The organism is Kitasatospora albolonga (assembly GCF_039535905.1).
In the GTDB taxonomy this organism is placed as follows: Bacteria; Actinomycetota; Actinomycetes; order Streptomycetales; family Streptomycetaceae; genus Kitasatospora; species Kitasatospora albolonga.
The window spans coordinates 19,447-36,731 of sequence record NZ_BAAAYB010000013.1 but is presented as its reverse complement, the minus strand read 5'-3'; the positions used below and the strand labels follow the sequence as shown (position 1 = coordinate 36,731).

The following is a 17,285-nucleotide window of genomic DNA, read 5'->3' as shown; positions in this document are numbered from 1 at the left end:
CGCAGCAGGACCTGACCACCGCGTGCCCGGCGGGCGGCACCTGCCCGCCCCGACGCGCGAGGAGCACCCCGCACCATGACCACCGCCACGGCCACACCCGCCACCGAGCACACCCCTGCCCGGTCCTCCTCGCGGCCCGGCCGACGCCTCCTCCCCGGCCTCCCGGGAGCGGCCCGGCTCCGACTGCTCCTCGCGCCGCTCGGCGGCCTGCTCACCGCCGCCGCCTTCCCTCCCCTCGGCCTGTGGCCGCTCGCGGTGCTGGGCCCCGCGCTGCTGCTCGCGGCCGTCCGTGGCGTCCGGGCCCGGACGGCCTTCCTGGCCGGCACCGCGTACGGCCTCGCCTTCTTCGGGCCGATGCTGCTCTGGCTGCGCAACCTCGGCGCCGCCCCCTGGATCGGCCTGACGCTGGCCCAGGCACTGCTCTGGGGGCTGCTGGCCATCGGGCTGCCCGCGCTGTGGCGGCTGCGCGGCGCCCCGTTCTGGGTGGCCTGCTGGTGGGTGGCGGCCGAGGCGGTGCGCTCGCGCTTCCCGCTCGGCGGGTTCCCCTGGGGGCGGCTGGCCTTCAGCCAGGCCGACGCGCCGACCCTGGGCTGGGTCTCGGTCCTCGGCGCCCCCGGCCTCGGCGGGCTGCTCGCGTTCACGGCGGCCTGCCTGGCCCTGCTGCTCACCGCCCGGGGCCGGGGCCGCGGGCTGCTGCGCCGGGCCGTCGGCTCCGCCGCCACCGTGGCGACCGCGCTCTCCGGACTCCTGCTGCTGCCCTCCGCCACCGGCGGCCCGAGCGCCACGGTGGCCGCCGTCCAGGGCAACGTCCCGCGCGAGCGCACCCTCGCCGAGCAGGCCCGGGTCCGGCAGGTGACGGCCAATCACGTCGCGGCCACCGACCGGCTCGCCGAGGAGGTCCGCTCCGGCCGCCTCCCCACCCCGGACCTGGTGGTCTGGCCCGAGAACTCCACCGACACCGACCCCCGCCCGGACCGCCTGCTCTCCGGCCAGATCGGCCGCGCCGTCGACCGTCTCGGCGTCCCGGTCCTGGTCGGTGCCATCCTCGACGGCCCGGACGGCCGGATCCGCAACGCCGGCCTGCTCTGGCGCCCCGTCAGCGGCCCGGGCGAGTGGTACGCCAAGCAGCACCTGGTGCCCTTCGGCGAGTACATCCCGCTGCGCGACACCATCGGCGGCCTCGGCGACCTCCAGCTGATCCCCCGTGACTTCGTCCCGGGCACCGGCCCCGCCGTCTTCCGGGTCGGCCCCGTCACCCTCGCCGACTCCATCTGCTACGAGGTCGGCTACGACTCCCAGGTCCGCGACGCGGTCCGGGCCGGCGCCAACCTCCTCGCCGTCCAGACCAACAACGCCACCTACATGCGCGACGGCTCCCTCGGCGAACCCCTCCAGCAACTGGCCATCGCCCGCGTCCGCGCCGTCGAACACGACCGCTCCGTGGTCCTCGCCTCCACCACCGGCATCAGCGCCACCATCACCCCCGACGGCCGCACCACGGCCCGTACCGCCCCCTGGCAGCAGTCCTACCTCGTCGCCGCCCTCCCCCTCCGCACCACCACGACCCCCGCCGCCCACCTCGGCCCCTGGCCCGAGGCCCTCCTCACCGCCCTCGCCGCCGCGGCCCTCCTCCTCCCGCCCCTGCGCCACCGCACCGCCGCCCGCCGGCGGCGCGTCACCGACCGGCCCGGCGCCCAGGCCTGACGGACCGCCCGCGCGGGTGCCGACGGCGGCTCCGGGTCACGGACACACGGGATCCGCCGGCCGTCCCGCCAGGTGGACCGCCCGCTCCGTCGGGGTGAGGTCGCGGCCCACGGCCTCGCAGATCCTGCCGATCGCCGCATCCAGCGGCGTGTAGGGCCACAGCCACACGGCACCGTTGCTGCTCGCGACGGCGATGGTGCGCCCGTCGCGTCCGAACGCCACGGCGTTCACGCTCTCGCCGAGGACGCGGGTGGCCGTGCTCCGGCCCGTGGCGGTGTCCCAGAGCCGCAGGGTGTCGTCGGTTCCGGCGGTGGCGAGGGTGCGGCCGTCGGGGCTGAAGGCCACCGCGTTGACGCTGTTGGTGTGCCCGTTGAGGACGGCGACGCTCCGGCCGCTCGCCACGTCCCAGAGGCGTGCGGTCCGGTCGCGGCCCGCGGTGGCGAGGGTGCGCCCGTCCGGGCTGAACGCCAGCGACCGGACCCCGGTGGTGACACCGGGGACGGTCCTGACGGTCCGTCCGCTGGACACCTCCGACAGGCGCACGGTCGAGTCCCATCCGGCGGTGGCGAGGGTCAGCCCGTCGAGGCTGAAGGCCACCGCGGTGACCGGGCCCGCGTAGCCGGTGAGGGTCCTGACGGAGAATCCGGTGGCCAGGTCCCACAGCTTCACGGTCGCGTCCTCTCCGGCGGTGGCGAGGGTGCGCCCGTCCGGACCGAACGCCACCGCGTTCACCCGGTCGGTGTGGCCGGCGAGAGTGGCGCGGACCTCGCCGGTGGCCGGGTCGGACAGCGCCACCGTCGTCCCCCACCCGATGGTGGCGAGGGTGTTCCCGTCCGGGCTGAGCAGCGCCCCGTTGACCGCGTCCTCGGTGACGAGTGTCCTGGTGGTCCGGCCGGTGGTCACGTCCCAGAACCGTGCCGCACGGCTGCCGTCGGCGGTGACGAGGGTGCGGCCGTCTGGCCCGAACACGGCGGAGGCGGAGCCGCTGTCCCGGAGTATGAAGTCCGCGCTGAGGGAGCGGCCCGTGTCCGCCTCCGCCCATCGCCTGCGCCCGTCAGCCGGCGTGAGGTCCGCGCCCAGGTCCCAGAGCCGGACGTCGGTGTCGCCGCCCGCGCTGGCGAGGACCCGGCCGTCGGGGCTGAACGCCACCGTGTACACGGGTTCGGTGTGGCCGGTGAGGACGGTGACGGTCCGTCCGGTAGCCGCCTCCCACAGCCGCACCGTCCGATCCTCGCCGGCAGTGGCCAGGACCCGGCCGTCGGGGCTGAACGCCACCGTGTACACGGGTTCGGTGTGGCCGGTGAGGACGGTGACGGTCCGTCCGGTAACCGCCTCCCACAGCCGCACCGTCCGATCCAGACCGGCGGTGGCGAGGGTGCGCCCGTCCGGACTGAACGCCACGCCGTTCACGGCCTCGGTGTGGCCGGTCAACACGCCGGCCACCCGCCCCGTGGCCACCTCCCACAGCCGCACCGTCCGGTCCCAGGCCGCGGTGGCGAGGGTGCGCCCGTCCGGGCTGAACGCCACGCCGTACGCGGCCTCGGTGTGGCCGGTCAACACGCCGGCCGCCCGCCCCGTGGCCACCTCCCACAACCGCACCGTCTTGTCCGAGCCCGCCGTGGCGAGGGTACGCCCGTCCGGACTGAACGCGACCGCGTGCACCGATCCGGCGGCGACGAGTACGGTGCTGACGTTCCGCCCGGTGGCCACGTCCCACAGCCGCACCGCTCCGTCGGAGTAGCCACCGGCGAGGGTGCGGCCGTCCGGACTGAACGCGACCGCGTGCACGGGGTCGGTCGGGCCGGTCAGGCTGCCGGTGGCCCGGAGTCCGGCCGGGTCCCACAACCGCACCGTCCGGTCCCAGGCCGCGCTGGCGAGCGTACGGCCGTCCGGGCTGAACGCCACCCCGTTCACCACCCCGCTGTGACCGGTGAGGCGTCGGCGCAGCGGGAGGTTGGCGGCGAGCGTCAGGGCGGCGGCGGCCTCCGCCGTGTGACTGGTCCGGTAGGCGCTGATGGCCAGCAGCCCGGCGAGGTCGGGATCGGCGCCGATCAGGGAGTCGGCCCGGGCGGTCAGCCGCTGGACCTCCGCCGTCCGCAGCGCCGAGACGGCCGTCTGCCGCTGCCAGACGGCCACCCCCACTGCGATCAGCGCGAGCGCGAGGAGGGAGGCCAGGACGGCCGTGATGCGCCGGCTCCGCCGGGCCGCCGCCTGCTGGCGTCGCAGTCCGGCGTCCAGGAACCCCTCGACCTCCCCGGGCAGCTTCCGGCGCCGGGACCACTCGACGCCCTCCGCCAGGACGCTTCCTGCCGGGAGGTCCTGAGGATTCCGCTTCTCCTGCCAGCGCGCGTACTGCACCCGGGCACGGTGGAGCCAGTCGTGGAACCGGGCGTCCTGCTCGACCCATCCGGCCAGGGTCTCCCAGTCGCGGATCAGCGCGTCGTGGATCAGCTCGGCGACGGCGGTCCCCGGTCCGTCGCCCGGCCGGCCCGGCCGCTGGGCCCGGTCGGTGGTGACGATGCGGTGGCGGGAGAGCACCGCCAGGACCGCGTCGACGTCGTCGGACGCCCCCGGGGTCTGACCGGTCGCCAGGTCACGCAGGTCGTCCAGCGGGACCTGCTGGCGCACCGCCGGGATGTGCAGGGCCTCGTCGGCCGGACGCACCAGGGCGGTCAGGATCCTCCGGGCGGTGTCCCGCTGCTGCGGGCCGAGTTCCCGGACCGCGCTGTCGCACCAGTCGGCGAGCGCACCGGTCACGGCGCCGATGCGGCCGTAGGCGTCATGGGTCAGCCGGCCACCGTGGTCGAGGCGGTGCTCCCAGAGCCGGGTGAGGGTCACTTCGAGCAGCGGAAGGACCGTCACCGGCGCCGAGGCGGCGCCGGCGGTCCCGGGGTTGAGTGCCAGGACGTCGGCGACGATCCGTTCCGCCAGCCCGGCCTCGATGTCGGCACCGAGGTCCTGGGCGGGCCCGACGACGATCTCGTCCAGTTCGTCGGTGGTCAGGGTGGCGGGGATGTTGAGCACGCCCCGGGCCTCCAGCGCCACCGCGAGCAGCTCGGGTGCCAGTGCGGACAGCCGGGGGTAGAAGTCGTCGCGCATCACCAGGACGACGCTCAGTGCGGCGTCCGACCGGATCGCCTCGGTGACCTGTTCCAACGCCCGGAGGGCAGCCGTCCCGGCGGACGGATCGAGGAGCTCCTCGAACTGGTCGACCACCAGGACGACCCGGTCACGGCCGGCGGAAGCGGCCAGCAGAGCGGTGACGGCCTCGCCGATCCCTCCGGTGGACACCCCGCGCAGGCCTGCCGACTCGAGGGCCGCCCGCAGGTCCTGCCCGGGCCGCACCACCACGTGGTGCCAGCGGTCGCTGCCCCCTAGCCGTCCTCCGGCCAGCGCCGGGAGCACCCCCGCCTGCACGAGGGAGGACTTCCCCGATCCCGACGGCCCCAGCAGCAGGATGACCCGCCGGCGCCCCGTCAGGCCGTTCAGCACCTGGCGCACCGCCTCCTGCCGTCCCCGGAACCAGCGGGCGTGTTCGGAGGTGAACGGCTCCAGCGCCCGGTAGGGCGTGACGTCGTGCTCGCCCAGCGCGGGCCACGCTCCGCGCAGGACGCCGGTGGGCGTGGCATAGGCGATGCCGAGGCCCCGGTGGTACGGGTCCGGCGGGGCGATCGCCGTCACCATGCCCACCACCAGGCCGGTCATCTCGTCCACGACCGGCCCGCCGCTGAATCCGGTCGTCAGGTCGTTCGCGGCGGTCAGCTGCAGCAGCTCACCGGCCGGGCCGGCGGCCGGGAGCATGCCGCCGGCCGTCGCGAATCCGAAGTGCCCGCCCTGCGGTGCCTGGACGGGGAACCCGAACGACCTGACCCGGTGACCGCAGGCGGCCTCGGCCGACCCCAGGCGCAACGGGACCGCCGTGACCGACTCCAACAGCCGCACCAGGGCGACGTCCCGGCCCTGCGGGTCGCGCCAACCGTCGGCCAGCACCCTGCCCACGACCTCGGGAGCGCCCGGGGCGTGCGGGAACCGCAGTCTCGCCACGTCCCCCGGCCCGTAGCCGCCGTCCGCGAGGACGTGGGCGCAGCTGACCAGCAGGTCCTCGCCCACCAGGAAGCCCGCTCCCACCACCACGTCGGCGGCGTCCAGCACTTGGGCGACGGCCGCCGGTACGTCCCCGCCCCCGACCACCTCGCTCAGCACGCGCTCCTCCCCCGTGGCCCGATCACGCGCGACCCGTACTGTACACGGACCGGCTCGTCATGAGTGGCGAACTACCTCATCCATGCAGGTAGTTGAGCATCGGTAGCCGCGTCCTCCCGAACCCGGTGAACCCGGGAACGCTCAGGCGGCGCGGCGGCGTTCGGGGACGGACATGGTGTCGAAAAGGGCGTTGGCGATCCGGAGTTGGGCCGTGGCCCGGGCGGGTTCGCCGAGGGCGCGCCAGGCGGCGGCGAGGCCGGCGCGGGCGGTGGCGGCTTCCAGGCGGTGACCGATGGATTCGGCGCGGGTGAGGGCGCTGCGGTGGAGGGCGAGTGCGCGGCGGGGGGAGCCGCTGCGGCGTTCGACCGCGCCGAGGAGGTTCTCCACCGTGGTGCGGCGGACGTCGGCGCCGTGTTCGCGGATCAGCCGCGCGGCGCGCTCGGCGCAGGCGGCCGCGTGGGCGGTGCGGCCGAGGCGCTGGTGGACGTCGGCGGCGACGGCGTGGGCGAGGGCGAGGTTCTCGGGGCGGTGGCGTTCGTCGCCGCGCTCCAGTGCGCGGTCCACCGCCTGCCGGGCGGCGGCGAGTTCGCCGCCGGCCAGCCGGGCCAGGGCCAGGTCGGTGAGGGCGGTGACCTCCTCGCCGTCGGGGCCGAAGCCGCGGCCGAGCCGGACGGCCCGCTCGGCGGCGGCCACGGCCCCGGGGTGGTCGCCGAGCCAGAGCCGCACCGTGCTGAGGGTGCAGCAGGCGAGCCGCTCCTGCCGTTCCCGGTGCTCCCGCCGTTCCTGACGGCCCGTCGTGGCGAGTTCGCCGTAGAGCCGGACGGAGCGCTCCAGGCCGGTGAGCGCCTCCGTCAGCCGTCCCTCGCCGCTGTGCACGAGCGCGAGGAGGTGCAGCGCCGCCGCCTCGCCCTCCGGCTCGCCGAGTTCGCCGGCCAACCGCAGGGCCTCGGTGGAGACCCGCTCGCCCTCGGCGAAGCGGCCGAGCCTCCAGAGCACGGCGGCCAGGTCGCACAGACCCGCGCGCAGCCCGTGGCGGTCGCCGGAGTTCCGGGCCGCCTCGACCGCCAGACCGGCCACCAGGTGGTGGTCGCCGTGGCGGCCGCGGGCGTCGAGGTGGACGAGCAGGTTGCGGGCCAGTCGGGCGGCGTGCCGGCTCAGGCCGAGCCGGAGCGCCTGTTCCGCCGCCAGCACCAGGGAGTTCTGCTCCCGGTCGAGGAACTCCTCCGCCTCGTCGGGGCCGGCCAGGTCGGGAAGGTGGGCGACGACGGCGTCCTCCCCCGGGCGGACCGGCACCTGCCCGGGGTGGCGGGCGCGGCAGGCGGCGTCGGTGGCGGCCACGTAGTAGTCCAGCAGCCGTACCACGGCGGCCTCCTCCTCGGGCGCGGACGCCGGCCCGTCCTGCTCCGCCAGCCGCCGGGCGAACTGCCGCACCAGGTCGTGCAGCGCGTACCGGCCGAGCTCGTGCTGCTCGACCAGGTGGCTGTCCATCAGCTGCTCCAGCAGGTCCTCCGCCTGGTGCGGCCCGAGGCCGAACAGCGCGGCCGCACCGTGGACGTCGATCCCGCCGCCCGGGCAGCGGCCGAGCAGGCGGAGGGCGCGCCGGTGGCCCTCCTCCATCACCTCGTAGGAGAGCCGGACGGCGACCTCCACGCTGCGGTCCCCGGAGCGGAGCTCGTCCAGGCGCCGGGACTCGTCGGCCAGGCGGTCGGCCAGGTGCCGGACGCTCCACAGCGGACGGTTGCGCAGCCGGGCGGCGGCGATCCGCAGGGCGAGCGGCAGGTGCCCGCAGCGCTCGGCCAATTCGCTCACCGCCTCCGGGTCCTGGCCGGTTCGGTCGGCGCCGAGGGTGGCTGCGAGCAGCCCGGCGCTCTGGCCGGGGGTGAGCAGGCCGAGGGAGACCGCGTCGGATCCGTCCAGGCCGACCAGGCGCCGACGGCTGGCGACCAGGACCCGGCAGCCGGCCGAGGCGGGGAGCAGCGGGCGCACCTGGGCCGCGTCGGCGGCGTTGTCCAGCACCAGCAGCACCCGACGGCCCGTCAGGGCGGAGCGCCAGAGCGCGGAGCGGGCGGCCACGCCCTCCGGCAGCTGCTCGCCGGGGACTCCGAGGCAGCGCAGCAGGGTGCCGAGCACCGCCGCCGGGTCGCAGGGCCGTTCGCCGGGGCTGAAGCCGCGCAGGTCGGAGTAGAACTGACCGTCGGGGAAGGACGGAGCCAGCCGGTGTGCGGCCCGCACCACCAGGGCGGTCTTTCCGCTGCCGCCCATGCCGTCCACGGTGAGGATGCGCACGGCACCGTCGGTCCGCACCACCCCTTCGGCCGACCCCAACCCCTCGGTCAGCCGGGCGAGTTCGGCCTCCCGGCCGGTGAAGTCGGCCAGGTCGTACGGCAGGGTGCACGGGGCGGGAAGCACGGGCGCGGCCGCGACGGCGGGAGCTCCGGCCGCGGCGGACGACCGCGGGGGCTGCGACGGAGAGGCCGGAGCGGGCTCCACCGGCCTCCGGTCGCCGGACACTTCGGGGCTTCCACGCAGGATGGACTGGTGCAGACGGCTCAGCTGCTGCCCCGGCTCGACGCCGAGCTCCTCGACCAGCAGGGCCCGGGTGGCCGCGTACTCGGCCAGGGCCTCGGCCCGTCTGCCGGAGCGGTGCAGGGCCAGCATCAGGTGCCCGCGAAAGGTCTCGCGCAGCGGATGCTCCGCACACAACTCCCTTAATTCACCGACCAGTTGCTCGGACTCGCCGAGCGAGAGCCGCAGGTCGAGGAGCTGCCCCACGGCGGCCAGCCGCCGCTCCTCCAGGACGGCCGAGGCGGCCGCGATCACCGAGCCGCCGTGCCCCGCCATCACCGGGCCGCGCCAGAGGGCCAGTGCCCCGCGCAGCCGCTCGGCCGCCTCCGGGAGCCGTTCACCGTCGAGCGCCTCGCGGGCCTGCCGCAGCAGGTGGGTGAACATGCTCAGGTCCAACTGCTCCTGCCCGACCTGGGCCTGGTAGCCGGGGCCGTCGGTGAGCAGCAGCGCGGGGCCGTCGGGGATCCGCTGGCGCAGCTCGGCCACGGCCTTGCGGATCTGGTGCGCGGCGGTCGCGGGCGGGTCCTCCTCCCACGCGGCGGCCACCAGCCGGCTGACGGGAACCATCCGTCCCGGCGACAGCAGCAGCATGGTCAGCACCCGGGCCGGGATCGGCCCGCCGACCCGCAGCCCGGCTCCGCCGAAGCGGATCTCCAACGGCCCCAGCACTCCGAAAGCCGGTCGCTCACCCATCGGGCCCCACCGTCCCTTCCGGTACGCTCCGCTCCGGTTCGCCCTGCCAACTCCGCATCGTGACACTCCGTCGGCACGGGACGCGAAGGGCTCGAACAGACTTCCCGACATCGGCCGGCTCCGCCCTCCCCCCTGTGACCACCTCAATCCCGGCGCCGGACGGCGCGGCTGCGTAGGCTGGCGGTGCTTGTCACTCGTCCGTCGTAAGGAGACACAGAGCATGCCGCAGCAGGTGCAGGGCGTCATCGCGCGCGCCAAGGGTGAGCCGGTCCGGTTGGAGACCATCGTGGTGCCGGACCCGGGGCCGGGCGAGGCGGTGGTGAAGATCCAGGCCTGCGGGGTCTGCCACACCGACCTGCACTACCGGGAGGGCGGGATCGGCGACGAGTTCCCGTACCTGCTCGGGCACGAGGCGGCGGGCGTCGTCGAGTCGGTCGGCGAGGGCGTCACCGAGGTGGCCCCGGGTGACTTCGTGGTGCTCAACTGGCGTGCGGTCTGCGGCCAGTGCCGGGCCTGCAAGCGCGGTCGCCCGTGGTACTGCTTCGCCACCCACAACGCCAAGCAGAAGATGACGCTGCTGGACGGCACCGAGCTCTCCCCCGCCCTGGGCATCGGCGCCTTCGCCGAGAAGACCCTGGTGGCCGCCGGGCAGTGCACCAAGGTGGACCCGGCCGCCTCCCCGGCCGCCGCCGGCCTGCTCGGCTGCGGCGTGATGGCCGGGCTCGGCGCGGCGGTCAACACCGGCGCGGTCGGCCGCGGCGACACCGTCGCGGTGATCGGCTGCGGCGGGGTGGGCGGCGCGGCGGTGGCCGGTTCGCGGCTGGCCGGGGCGTCCCGGATCATCGCGGTGGACATCGACGACCGCAAGCTGGAGCTGGCCAAGGGCCTGGGCGCCACCCACACCGTCAACTCCCGTTCGGCGGACCCCGTGGAGGCGATCCGCGAGCTGACCGGCGGCTTCGGCGCGGACGTGGTGATCGACGCGGTCGGCCGCCCCGAGACGTACAAGCAGGCCTTCTACGCCCGTGACCTGGCGGGCACCGTGGTCCTGGTCGGGGTGCCGACGCCGGAGATGCAGCTCGAACTGCCGCTGCTCGACGTGTTCGGCCGCGGCGGGGCGCTCAAGTCCAGCTGGTACGGCGACTGCCTGCCGGAGCGGGACTTCCCGCTGCTGGTCGACCTCTACCTCCAGGGCCGGCTGGACCTGGACGCCTTCGTCAGCGAGACCATCCCGCTCGACGGCGTCGAGGGCGCCTTCGACCGGATGCATCGCGGCAAGGTGCTGCGTTCGGTGGTGGTCTTCTGATGACCGCGCGCATCGAACGCCTGGTGACCGCCGGGACCTTCTCGCTCGACGGCGGCACCTGGGAGGTCGACAACAACGTCTGGCTGGTCGGCGACGACCAGGAGGTGCTGGTGATCGACGCCGCCCACGACGCCGAGGCCATCGCGACCGCGGTCGGCGACCGCCGGCTGGTGGCCATCGTCTGCACCCACGCCCACGACGACCACGTCGGCGCGGCCCCCGCCCTCGCCGACCGCACCGGCGCCCCGATCCTCCTCCACCCGGCGGACCTCCCGCTCTGGCGCCTCACCCACCCCGACCGCTCCCCCGACGGCGACCTGACCGACGGTCAGGTCCTCTCCGTCGCGGGCACCGACCTGACGGTCCTGCACACCCCGGGCCACGCCCCCGGCGCCGTCTGCCTGCACGCTCCGGAGCTCGGGACCGTCTTCACCGGCGACACCCTCTTCGCGGGCGGCCCCGGCGCCACCGGCCGGTCCTTCTCGGACTTCCCCACCATCATCGACTCCATCACGGACAGCCTCCTCAAGCTGCCCCCGGAGACGGTGGTCCGCACCGGCCACGGCGACACCAGCACCATCGGTGACGAAGCCCCGCACCTCGCGGACTGGATCGCCCGGGGTCACTGACCCCCCGCCCCCTGACGCGGCGCCGGGCGAGCGGCCCGGCCGTTCCCCCGGCGCCGCGTCCGCCGTCCGGTTCGCGGCTCGGCGCGAAACTCGTGGGCGAGGTAGCGGCCATAGGAGCCGATGCCGCCGGGGGCCGACGTACTCGCCCTTGATCCGGCCCCAGACCTCGGGGCGCTCTCCCAGATCCGTGCGGCAGCACCAGCGGGCATTCCTGTCGGAGCCGTTCCGTAGGCTGCCGCGCATGAGCATGAACGGCGAGTACCTGCGCGTCACCCCGGAGGAGCTGGCCCGGGCCCTGGAGGATCCGGAGTGGGCCTGGGACTTCGCCGACGAGGCCCAGGACCGGAGCGCGGAGGGGGACGGGGGACGGTTCTTCAGCACCGACCGGGCCTGGGACCTGCTCGGCTTCCTGCTGAAGCGCTCGGGCTTCCCGGTGGACGTGGTGCACGGCGAGGAGCCGATGCCCGGAGCCGAGGACTGGGGCTACGGGCCTCCGCGCCACCTGACCGTCGCTCAGGTGCGGTCGGCCGCCGAGCGGCTGGAGCGGCTGAGCTACGACGAGCTGATCGCGGACGTCGACCAGGCCGAACTGGACGCCACCGAGATCTACCCGCAGATCGACGACACCGCGTCACTGGACTGGGCCCGGGAGGCCTTCACCCCGCTGGTCGACTTCTTCCGCACCGCTGCCACCGCCGGCCACGCCGTCCTGGTCTGGATCGACTGACCGTCAGATCGCCAAACGCCTTGAGCAGCTTCGCTGATCACTGGGTGATTCGTGAAGCTAGAGCGGAGTCCCCAACGGGCCGTACTCCGGCTCCAGTTCGGCGGCCCAGTGGGCGGCGAAGTCCGGCTGGGTGCCGTCGGCGTCGGTGAAGCCGTACTCACGGTACAGGCCCCAGGTGGCCAGTGCCCGGCCTGACTTGGCCATCACGTCCGGGTCGGCGGCGAGTGCCGCCACGGCGCGGCCGAGGTAGGCCGGGGTTTCGGAGTGGGCGAAGTTCGGGTCCTTGGCGACGGCGTCGCGCCAGTTCTCCTCGGTGACGCCGAAGTGCTCCAGCAGGGCCTCGGAGCGCAGGAAGCCGGGGGTGAGCGCCACCGCCGCGACGCCGTGCGGCTTGAGCTCGGCGGCCTGGGCGACGGCGAGGCGGATGACCGAGGACTTGGCGAGGTCGTAGAAGAAGGAGCCCCGGTAGCGTGCGGTGTTCCCGTCGGTGACCTCGACCACCAGGCCGCTGCCCCGCGCGACCATCAGCGGGAGGGCGTGGCGGCTGGTGATCACGTGGGTCTCGACCGCCTGCCGCAGCAGACGCAGCCCGGTGTCCAAGTCCTGCTCCCAGAGCGGGTGTTCCCAGTCGGTGAGCGGATCGCCGCCCCAGACCGAGTTGACCAGCACGTCCAGCCGCCCGCCCTGCTCGGCAGCGATCCGTTCGACCAGCCCGCGGACCGACGCGGAGTCGGCGTGGTCGACCCGGACGGGGATGCCCAGCCCTCCGGCGGCGGTGACCAGTTCGGCGGTCGCCTCGATCGTCTCCGGCCGGTCCAGCTCCGAACGCCCGCCGCCCGCGCTGCTCCGCCCGGTGACGTACACCGTGGCACCGGCCGCGCCGAGTTCGACGGCGATGCCGCGACCGCCGCCGCGGGTGCCACCGGCCACCAGGGCGACCTTGCCCGCCAATGGGCGCTGTTCGCTGCTGCTCATGTGTCCTCCTGGGTACGGGGTCCGGTGGTGAGGTACGGGCTGACCAGGGTGCGCAGTTCGCGCGCCAGCCGCTCGGCCAACGGGCCGTCGCGTTCGACCGCCCAGACCAGCCCGGCGCCCGCCGTCACCGCCTGGACCGATCCGGCGAGCGCCCTGAGGTCGGTGCCCTCGCGCAGCTCGCCCGCGAGCCGCGCCTCTGCCAGCAGGGCTTCCACGGCGCCGAGTTGGGCCAGGTGGGCGGTACGGGCGTGCGCGTGCAGCTCGGGGTCGGCGAGGTCGGCGCAGAGCATCGCCAGGTGGTTGGCGAAGCGCTCGGGGGGTGTCCATCGGCGCCGTCCAGTCGGCGACCAGGGCGGTCAACGCCCCCAGCAGGTCGCCGTGCTCCGCCCGTACCCGCTCCGGCCGGGCGGCCGCCTCGGCTGCGGAGTGCCGCGCCAAGGCTGCCAGCAGCCCGGCCTTCGACCCGAAGCGCTGCACCAACGTGGCCGGCGCCAGCCCGACCTCCCGCGCCACGGCCGCGAGCGTCAGCCCGGACGGTCCGCGCCGCGCCCGATCACCTCGGTGGCGGCCCGCAGGATCACCTCGTCCGGGACTCCTCTGGGTCGACCGGCCATCTGTACTCCCCGATTAGTAAATGAACGTTCGTTTATTAAAGCAGCCGCGCGTACGCCCCGCAAACCGGCCGCACCCTTGGATACGGTGGCCCCATGGCCAACTTCCGCTCGCTGCACTCCCGCAACTCGGCCCTGTCGATCGGATCGGTGGGCTCCGTCCTGTCGATCGGCTCGGTCGGCTCGGTGCTCTCCGTCGGCTCCGTCGGCAGCTTCCTCTCGATCGGGTCGGCCGGCTCCTCCCTGTCCGCCTTCTCAGCCGCCTCCTGGCTGAGCGCCGGCTCCCTGCTCTCCGCCCGCTCCCGCTGCTCGGTGCTCTCCTGGCGCTCCGACCGGGCCGCCCTCGCCACCGGCGCGGCCGCGGCGCTCGGCGTCGCCCTGCTCGTCCGAGCCCGGGGTCGCTGACCACCCGTCAACCTGACTACGCGCGCTGCCCGTCCGCGAGGACGAGGTCCGCCAGGAGCAGCAGGCACTCCGGGGCCACCTTCGCGAGCTCCGGGAGCACCTGCTCCCACGGCCCGAGGGCCAGCGCCTCGACCAGCAGGGCCCGCCCGCGTTCATCGGCACCCCACGCCTCGGCGACGGAGGCCAGGGACCTGCCCCGGCGCTCCAGGTCCGTGACGCTCTCGGCGACCGCCAAGGCCGCCTCGGGCTGGCCGGCCCGCGCCATGCCACGGGCGACCAGGGGCTTCGCCCGGTCGCACATGACCGGGGAGTCGATCTCGGCCAACCTCTGTACGGCTTGACCGAAGTCGCCCGCCGCCGCGAGCCCCCCGGCCAGGTACCCGAGGCTCCGTTCGTGCTCCATCGCGTCGTCGATGGCGTCGGTCACCGCCACCGCCCGCGCCAGGTCGCCCGCGTCCACCAGCTTCTCGACCGCGGCCGACAAGAGTTCGGGAATCGCGTCCAACGGCAGGTCCTCGCTCAGGGCCAGCGCCGTATTGACGTCCCCTGCCGCCAGGTAGGCGCGCGCGGCGCTGTACCGGTCCCAGCCCCTCCGGTACGGCGAATCACCGGCCTCCGCCAACTCTCCGAGCTGACGAGCCAGTTCGTACGCCTCGCCGAATCTCCCCGCTCCTCCGAGTGCCTCGGCCATGGCCGCCAAGGCGCTGGGCCGGTCCACGAGGCGGAGGCTCCCGACCTCCTCGGTCAGGCTCTCCAGCATTCGCTCGGACTCGCCCTCGCTCTGAACGGCGTACGACCCTCCGAGTACGTGGGCCAGGTCCATCGCGCGACCGAGACCGGGCTCCGCCTCGTCGGCGAGTCCGGCGGCTCGGAGGAGCACGCGGCGCCCGAGGTCGTGATGGCCGGCGCCGCCCAGCACCCGGGCGAGGACGGAGAGCTCCTCGACACTGCCACGGGAGACGACGGAGTCCCTGGCAAGGCTCGTCGCAGCCGCCGCCACCGAGCGGGCCTCCTCGACAAGCCCGGCCGTGCACAGGAAGTCGGCAGTACCGACCAACAGCTCCACCCGGTCCCTCGGCGGGACCCACTCGTCCACCGCGTCCAGCGTCATCTCCGCCAGCGCCCCGCACTCCTCGGTGGCTCCGGCAGCTCCCAGCACGGCGCCGGCGGCGTTGAGCACCGCCACGGCGTCGCGCGGGTCATCGAGGTGCTCCGCCAGCCCGAGGGCGGCGGCCAGGTCCCCACCGGCCGCGACCGCGCACCCGACGAGCGCCCTGGCCCACCCTCGCTCCGCTTCGTCGGCGGGAAAAGCGGTCGGCGAGCAGCAGCGCCAGGTCGGCGCGCCCGGCCGCCACCAACGCCGGTGCGACGTCGGCGAAGAGCCACTCCATCTGCTCCGGCTCGGTCACCGTCTCGAACAGCTCGGCCATGGCGACCGCCGTCTCCCGGCCGAGCGCTCCGAGAACCGGATCCGACGAGATCTCCCGAGCGACGATCGCGAGGACGTGTGCGCGACCGGAGGCCCAGTCCCTCGCGTACGCGGTGGCGAGGACCCCGTTCACCAGCTCCGTCGCCCTCTCGACCTCACCCATCCTGCGGAGCACGACCGCCAATGCACACCGGTGTTCGGCCTGGGCCATCACGTCGGTCGCGTCGTCCAGGGCCTCAAGGGCCGCGGCGGCGTACGGCTCGACGGTCACGACGTCGGCGGCTCCCCCGCCGCCGTCTGCCGCCACGAGCGCCTTCAGCGCCCCTAGCAAGGCCTCTGCCCTCTCCTTCCCTGCGGGCATCTCCAGGGCGAACCGCAGGGCGTCGCCGTACCGCCCGGCCTCGGCGAGGCCCAGCACGATCGCGGTGAGGACCCGAGCCCGGTCCTCCGGATCGCCGGCCGCGTCGGCCAGACCGACCGCGTGGCTCAGGTGACCACCGGCCGCGAGCTGCTCCGCCGCTGCCGCGAAGGCGAACGGCCGCTCCACCACGCCCCGTTGTGACCGGGCCAGGCCGACCGCGCGGTCCGCGTCGCCGAGCCGCGCCCACAGGGCGATCAGCCGGTTCGGCAGGTTGACCATCCGGCCGTGCAGCCGATCGCGCGCCACCGCGACAGCCACCGCGGTGCCCACGTCGTGGCGCCCGGTCCGGCGCCCCTCGGCCAGGGTCAGATCCATGGCGGCGGACAGTTCGCCCAGCCCGTGGAAGTCGGATCCGGTCAGCTGCCAGAACCGCTCGTGCCGGGCCGGGTCGCACACCAGCCGTGCCAGCCGCCGACTCCCTCCCACCTCCTGGAGCAGCTGGGCGTAGCCGCGCAGCAGGTACTCGGGCGTCTCCTCCGGCCACCCCGCCTCCCGGTAGGTGTCGGCCCAGGCGTGCAGCCGCTCCTGATGGGCCTTCAGCTCCACCTCCATGACGAGCTCGGCGGCGCTCCGCTGGATCTCCTCGTGCGCCAGCAGGTAGGCGTCGGGCCCGTCGGCGCGCCAGGTGGCCGAGCGACGCCGGAAGCTCCGCCCGTCCACGGCGGAGAGTTCACGCTCGACGAGGCGCGGGCGACTACCCGTCAGCGCGGCCAGGTCCGCTGCGGTCAGCCCACCACCCGCCGCCACCGTCAGCCCGACGAGCTCCCGGCCGAGGCCGCCCCCGTCGAGCAGTCGCACCAGGTCCCGTTCGGCCAGCGACCGCACGGCCTGCGCGTGGGGTGACGGTGCGAGCCAGTGGTCGATCTCGGTCGAGCGGAGCGGGTGGGCCTGGCCGACGTCTTCGGGAACCGGCGGGTGCGGGCGGCCGGCCACCACGATCCGCATGCCGTGCGCGGGCACCCTCGGGAGCAGCGCGGCGATGCTGTGGCTTTCCGGACCCGCCGTCACGCCTCGGTCCTCGTCCAGGCCGTCCACCACCAGGACCAGCCGCCGCCCGCGCTCCGCGCACCGCCGCGCCGCCCGGTCGATCGCGAGCCGCAGCTGCTCGTCCCGGGTGTAGGGGGTGGTGAGCGGTTCCTCCTCGCCCAGCAGCTCGTACAGCTGCCGTTGGACCACCGCGCAGAAGGCGGCCGCGTCGTTCTGCGCGGCCATGCGGGAGGTGATGAAGAACGAGACGATGTCGACGCCGGGCGGGGGATCCAGCACCAACTGCGCCAACAGCGCGGACTTTCCGGCCCAGGCGGGCGCCAACCACCTCCAGTAGGAGGCGGCCACCGCCTCGGCCGTGCAGAACGCCGCCAGCTCGGCCAGCTCCGCCTCCCGCCCCCTGAACTCGGCCGCCGCGATATCGCCTACCTGGTGCAGGTAGCCGGACGGCGCGGGGACCCGGATGCCGACGTGCACGTCGCCGTTGATGACCCCGCTGTTGGCCACGGAGGACTGGCCCGAGGCCGTCGCACTGCCGGAGCCCTTGACCGCGTGCCCGCCGCCCTCGCGCATTCTCCGGCGCCCTCCGTCACTGCCGTTGCCGCCCACCGGTCGGTCAATCGTAGTGGC

Annotated in this window: 11 protein-coding genes; 5 read left to right on the top strand and 6 right to left on the bottom strand. The window is 75.0% G+C overall.

Annotated elements, in window-relative coordinates:
* Positions 1–75: 75 nt before the first annotated feature.
* Complete coding sequence (gene lnt / locus ABD946_RS03900) at positions 76–1,704, top strand: apolipoprotein N-acyltransferase (protein ID WP_345280067.1); 1,629 nt, start codon at positions 76–78, stop codon at positions 1,702–1,704.
* 36 nt (positions 1,705–1,740) lie between these two features.
* Here the strand turns inward: lnt and ABD946_RS03895 are convergent, their stop codons facing one another.
* Positions 1,741–5,907: an nSTAND1 domain-containing NTPase gene (locus ABD946_RS03895; protein ID WP_345280065.1), complete on the bottom strand. Its 4,167-nt coding sequence runs from the start codon at positions 5,905–5,907 to the stop codon at positions 1,741–1,743.
* A gap of 141 nt (positions 5,908–6,048) precedes the next feature.
* Positions 6,049–9,165, bottom strand: a complete 3,117-nt coding sequence (locus ABD946_RS03890) for an AfsR/SARP family transcriptional regulator (protein WP_345280064.1) — start codon at positions 9,163–9,165, stop codon at positions 6,049–6,051.
* 220 nt (positions 9,166–9,385) lie between these two features.
* Between ABD946_RS03890 and ABD946_RS03885 the strand changes: the two genes are divergently transcribed.
* The 3 genes from ABD946_RS03885 to ABD946_RS03875 all read left to right on the top strand — a co-directional run bounded on the left by ABD946_RS03885 (position 9,386) and on the right by ABD946_RS03875 (position 11,827).
* Positions 9,386–10,471 carry an S-(hydroxymethyl)mycothiol dehydrogenase gene (locus ABD946_RS03885; RefSeq protein WP_345280063.1) on the top strand — a complete coding sequence of 362 codons (1,086 nt, stop codon included), beginning with the start codon at positions 9,386–9,388 and terminating at the stop codon, positions 10,469–10,471.
* Positions 10,471–11,100 carry an MBL fold metallo-hydrolase gene (locus ABD946_RS03880; protein ID WP_345280062.1) on the top strand — a complete coding sequence of 210 codons (630 nt, stop codon included), beginning with the start codon at positions 10,471–10,473 and terminating at the stop codon, positions 11,098–11,100. The genes ABD946_RS03885 and ABD946_RS03880 overlap by 1 nt, the downstream gene beginning before the upstream one ends.
* Positions 11,101–11,341: 241 nt before the next feature.
* The gene (locus tag ABD946_RS03875; protein ID WP_345280061.1) at positions 11,342–11,827 is read left to right on the top strand and encodes a YfbM family protein; all 486 of its coding nucleotides are present in this window, start codon (positions 11,342–11,344) and stop codon (positions 11,825–11,827) included.
* A gap of 57 nt (positions 11,828–11,884) precedes the next feature.
* On the opposite strand, the gene ABD946_RS03870 is transcribed toward ABD946_RS03875, so the two are convergent.
* Positions 11,885–12,802: an SDR family oxidoreductase gene (locus ABD946_RS03870; RefSeq protein ID WP_345280060.1), complete on the bottom strand. Its 918-nt coding sequence runs from the start codon at positions 12,800–12,802 to the stop codon at positions 11,885–11,887.
* Positions 12,799–13,092 carry a hypothetical protein gene (locus ABD946_RS03865; protein WP_345280058.1) on the bottom strand — a complete coding sequence of 98 codons (294 nt, stop codon included), beginning with the start codon at positions 13,090–13,092 and terminating at the stop codon, positions 12,799–12,801. The genes ABD946_RS03870 and ABD946_RS03865 overlap by 4 nt, the downstream gene beginning before the upstream one ends.
* Before the next feature lie 417 nt (positions 13,093–13,509).
* On the opposite strand from ABD946_RS03865, the gene ABD946_RS03860 reads away from it, so the two are divergent.
* Positions 13,510–13,818, top strand: coding sequence for a hypothetical protein (locus ABD946_RS03860; RefSeq protein WP_345280056.1), 309 nt, complete (start codon positions 13,510–13,512; stop codon positions 13,816–13,818).
* Positions 13,819–13,834: 16 nt separating this feature from the next.
* Here ABD946_RS03860 and ABD946_RS03855 read toward each other — a convergent pair whose 3' ends face one another.
* Entirely contained in the window at positions 13,835–14,998 is a 1,164-nt protein-coding gene (locus tag ABD946_RS03855) for an ATP-binding protein (RefSeq protein ID WP_345280054.1), read from the bottom strand.
* 19 nt (positions 14,999–15,017) lie between these two features.
* Positions 15,018–17,228 carry a hypothetical protein gene (locus ABD946_RS03850; RefSeq protein WP_345280052.1) on the bottom strand — a complete coding sequence of 737 codons (2,211 nt, stop codon included), beginning with the start codon at positions 17,226–17,228 and terminating at the stop codon, positions 15,018–15,020.
* Between the last annotated feature and the right edge of the window lie 57 nt (positions 17,229–17,285).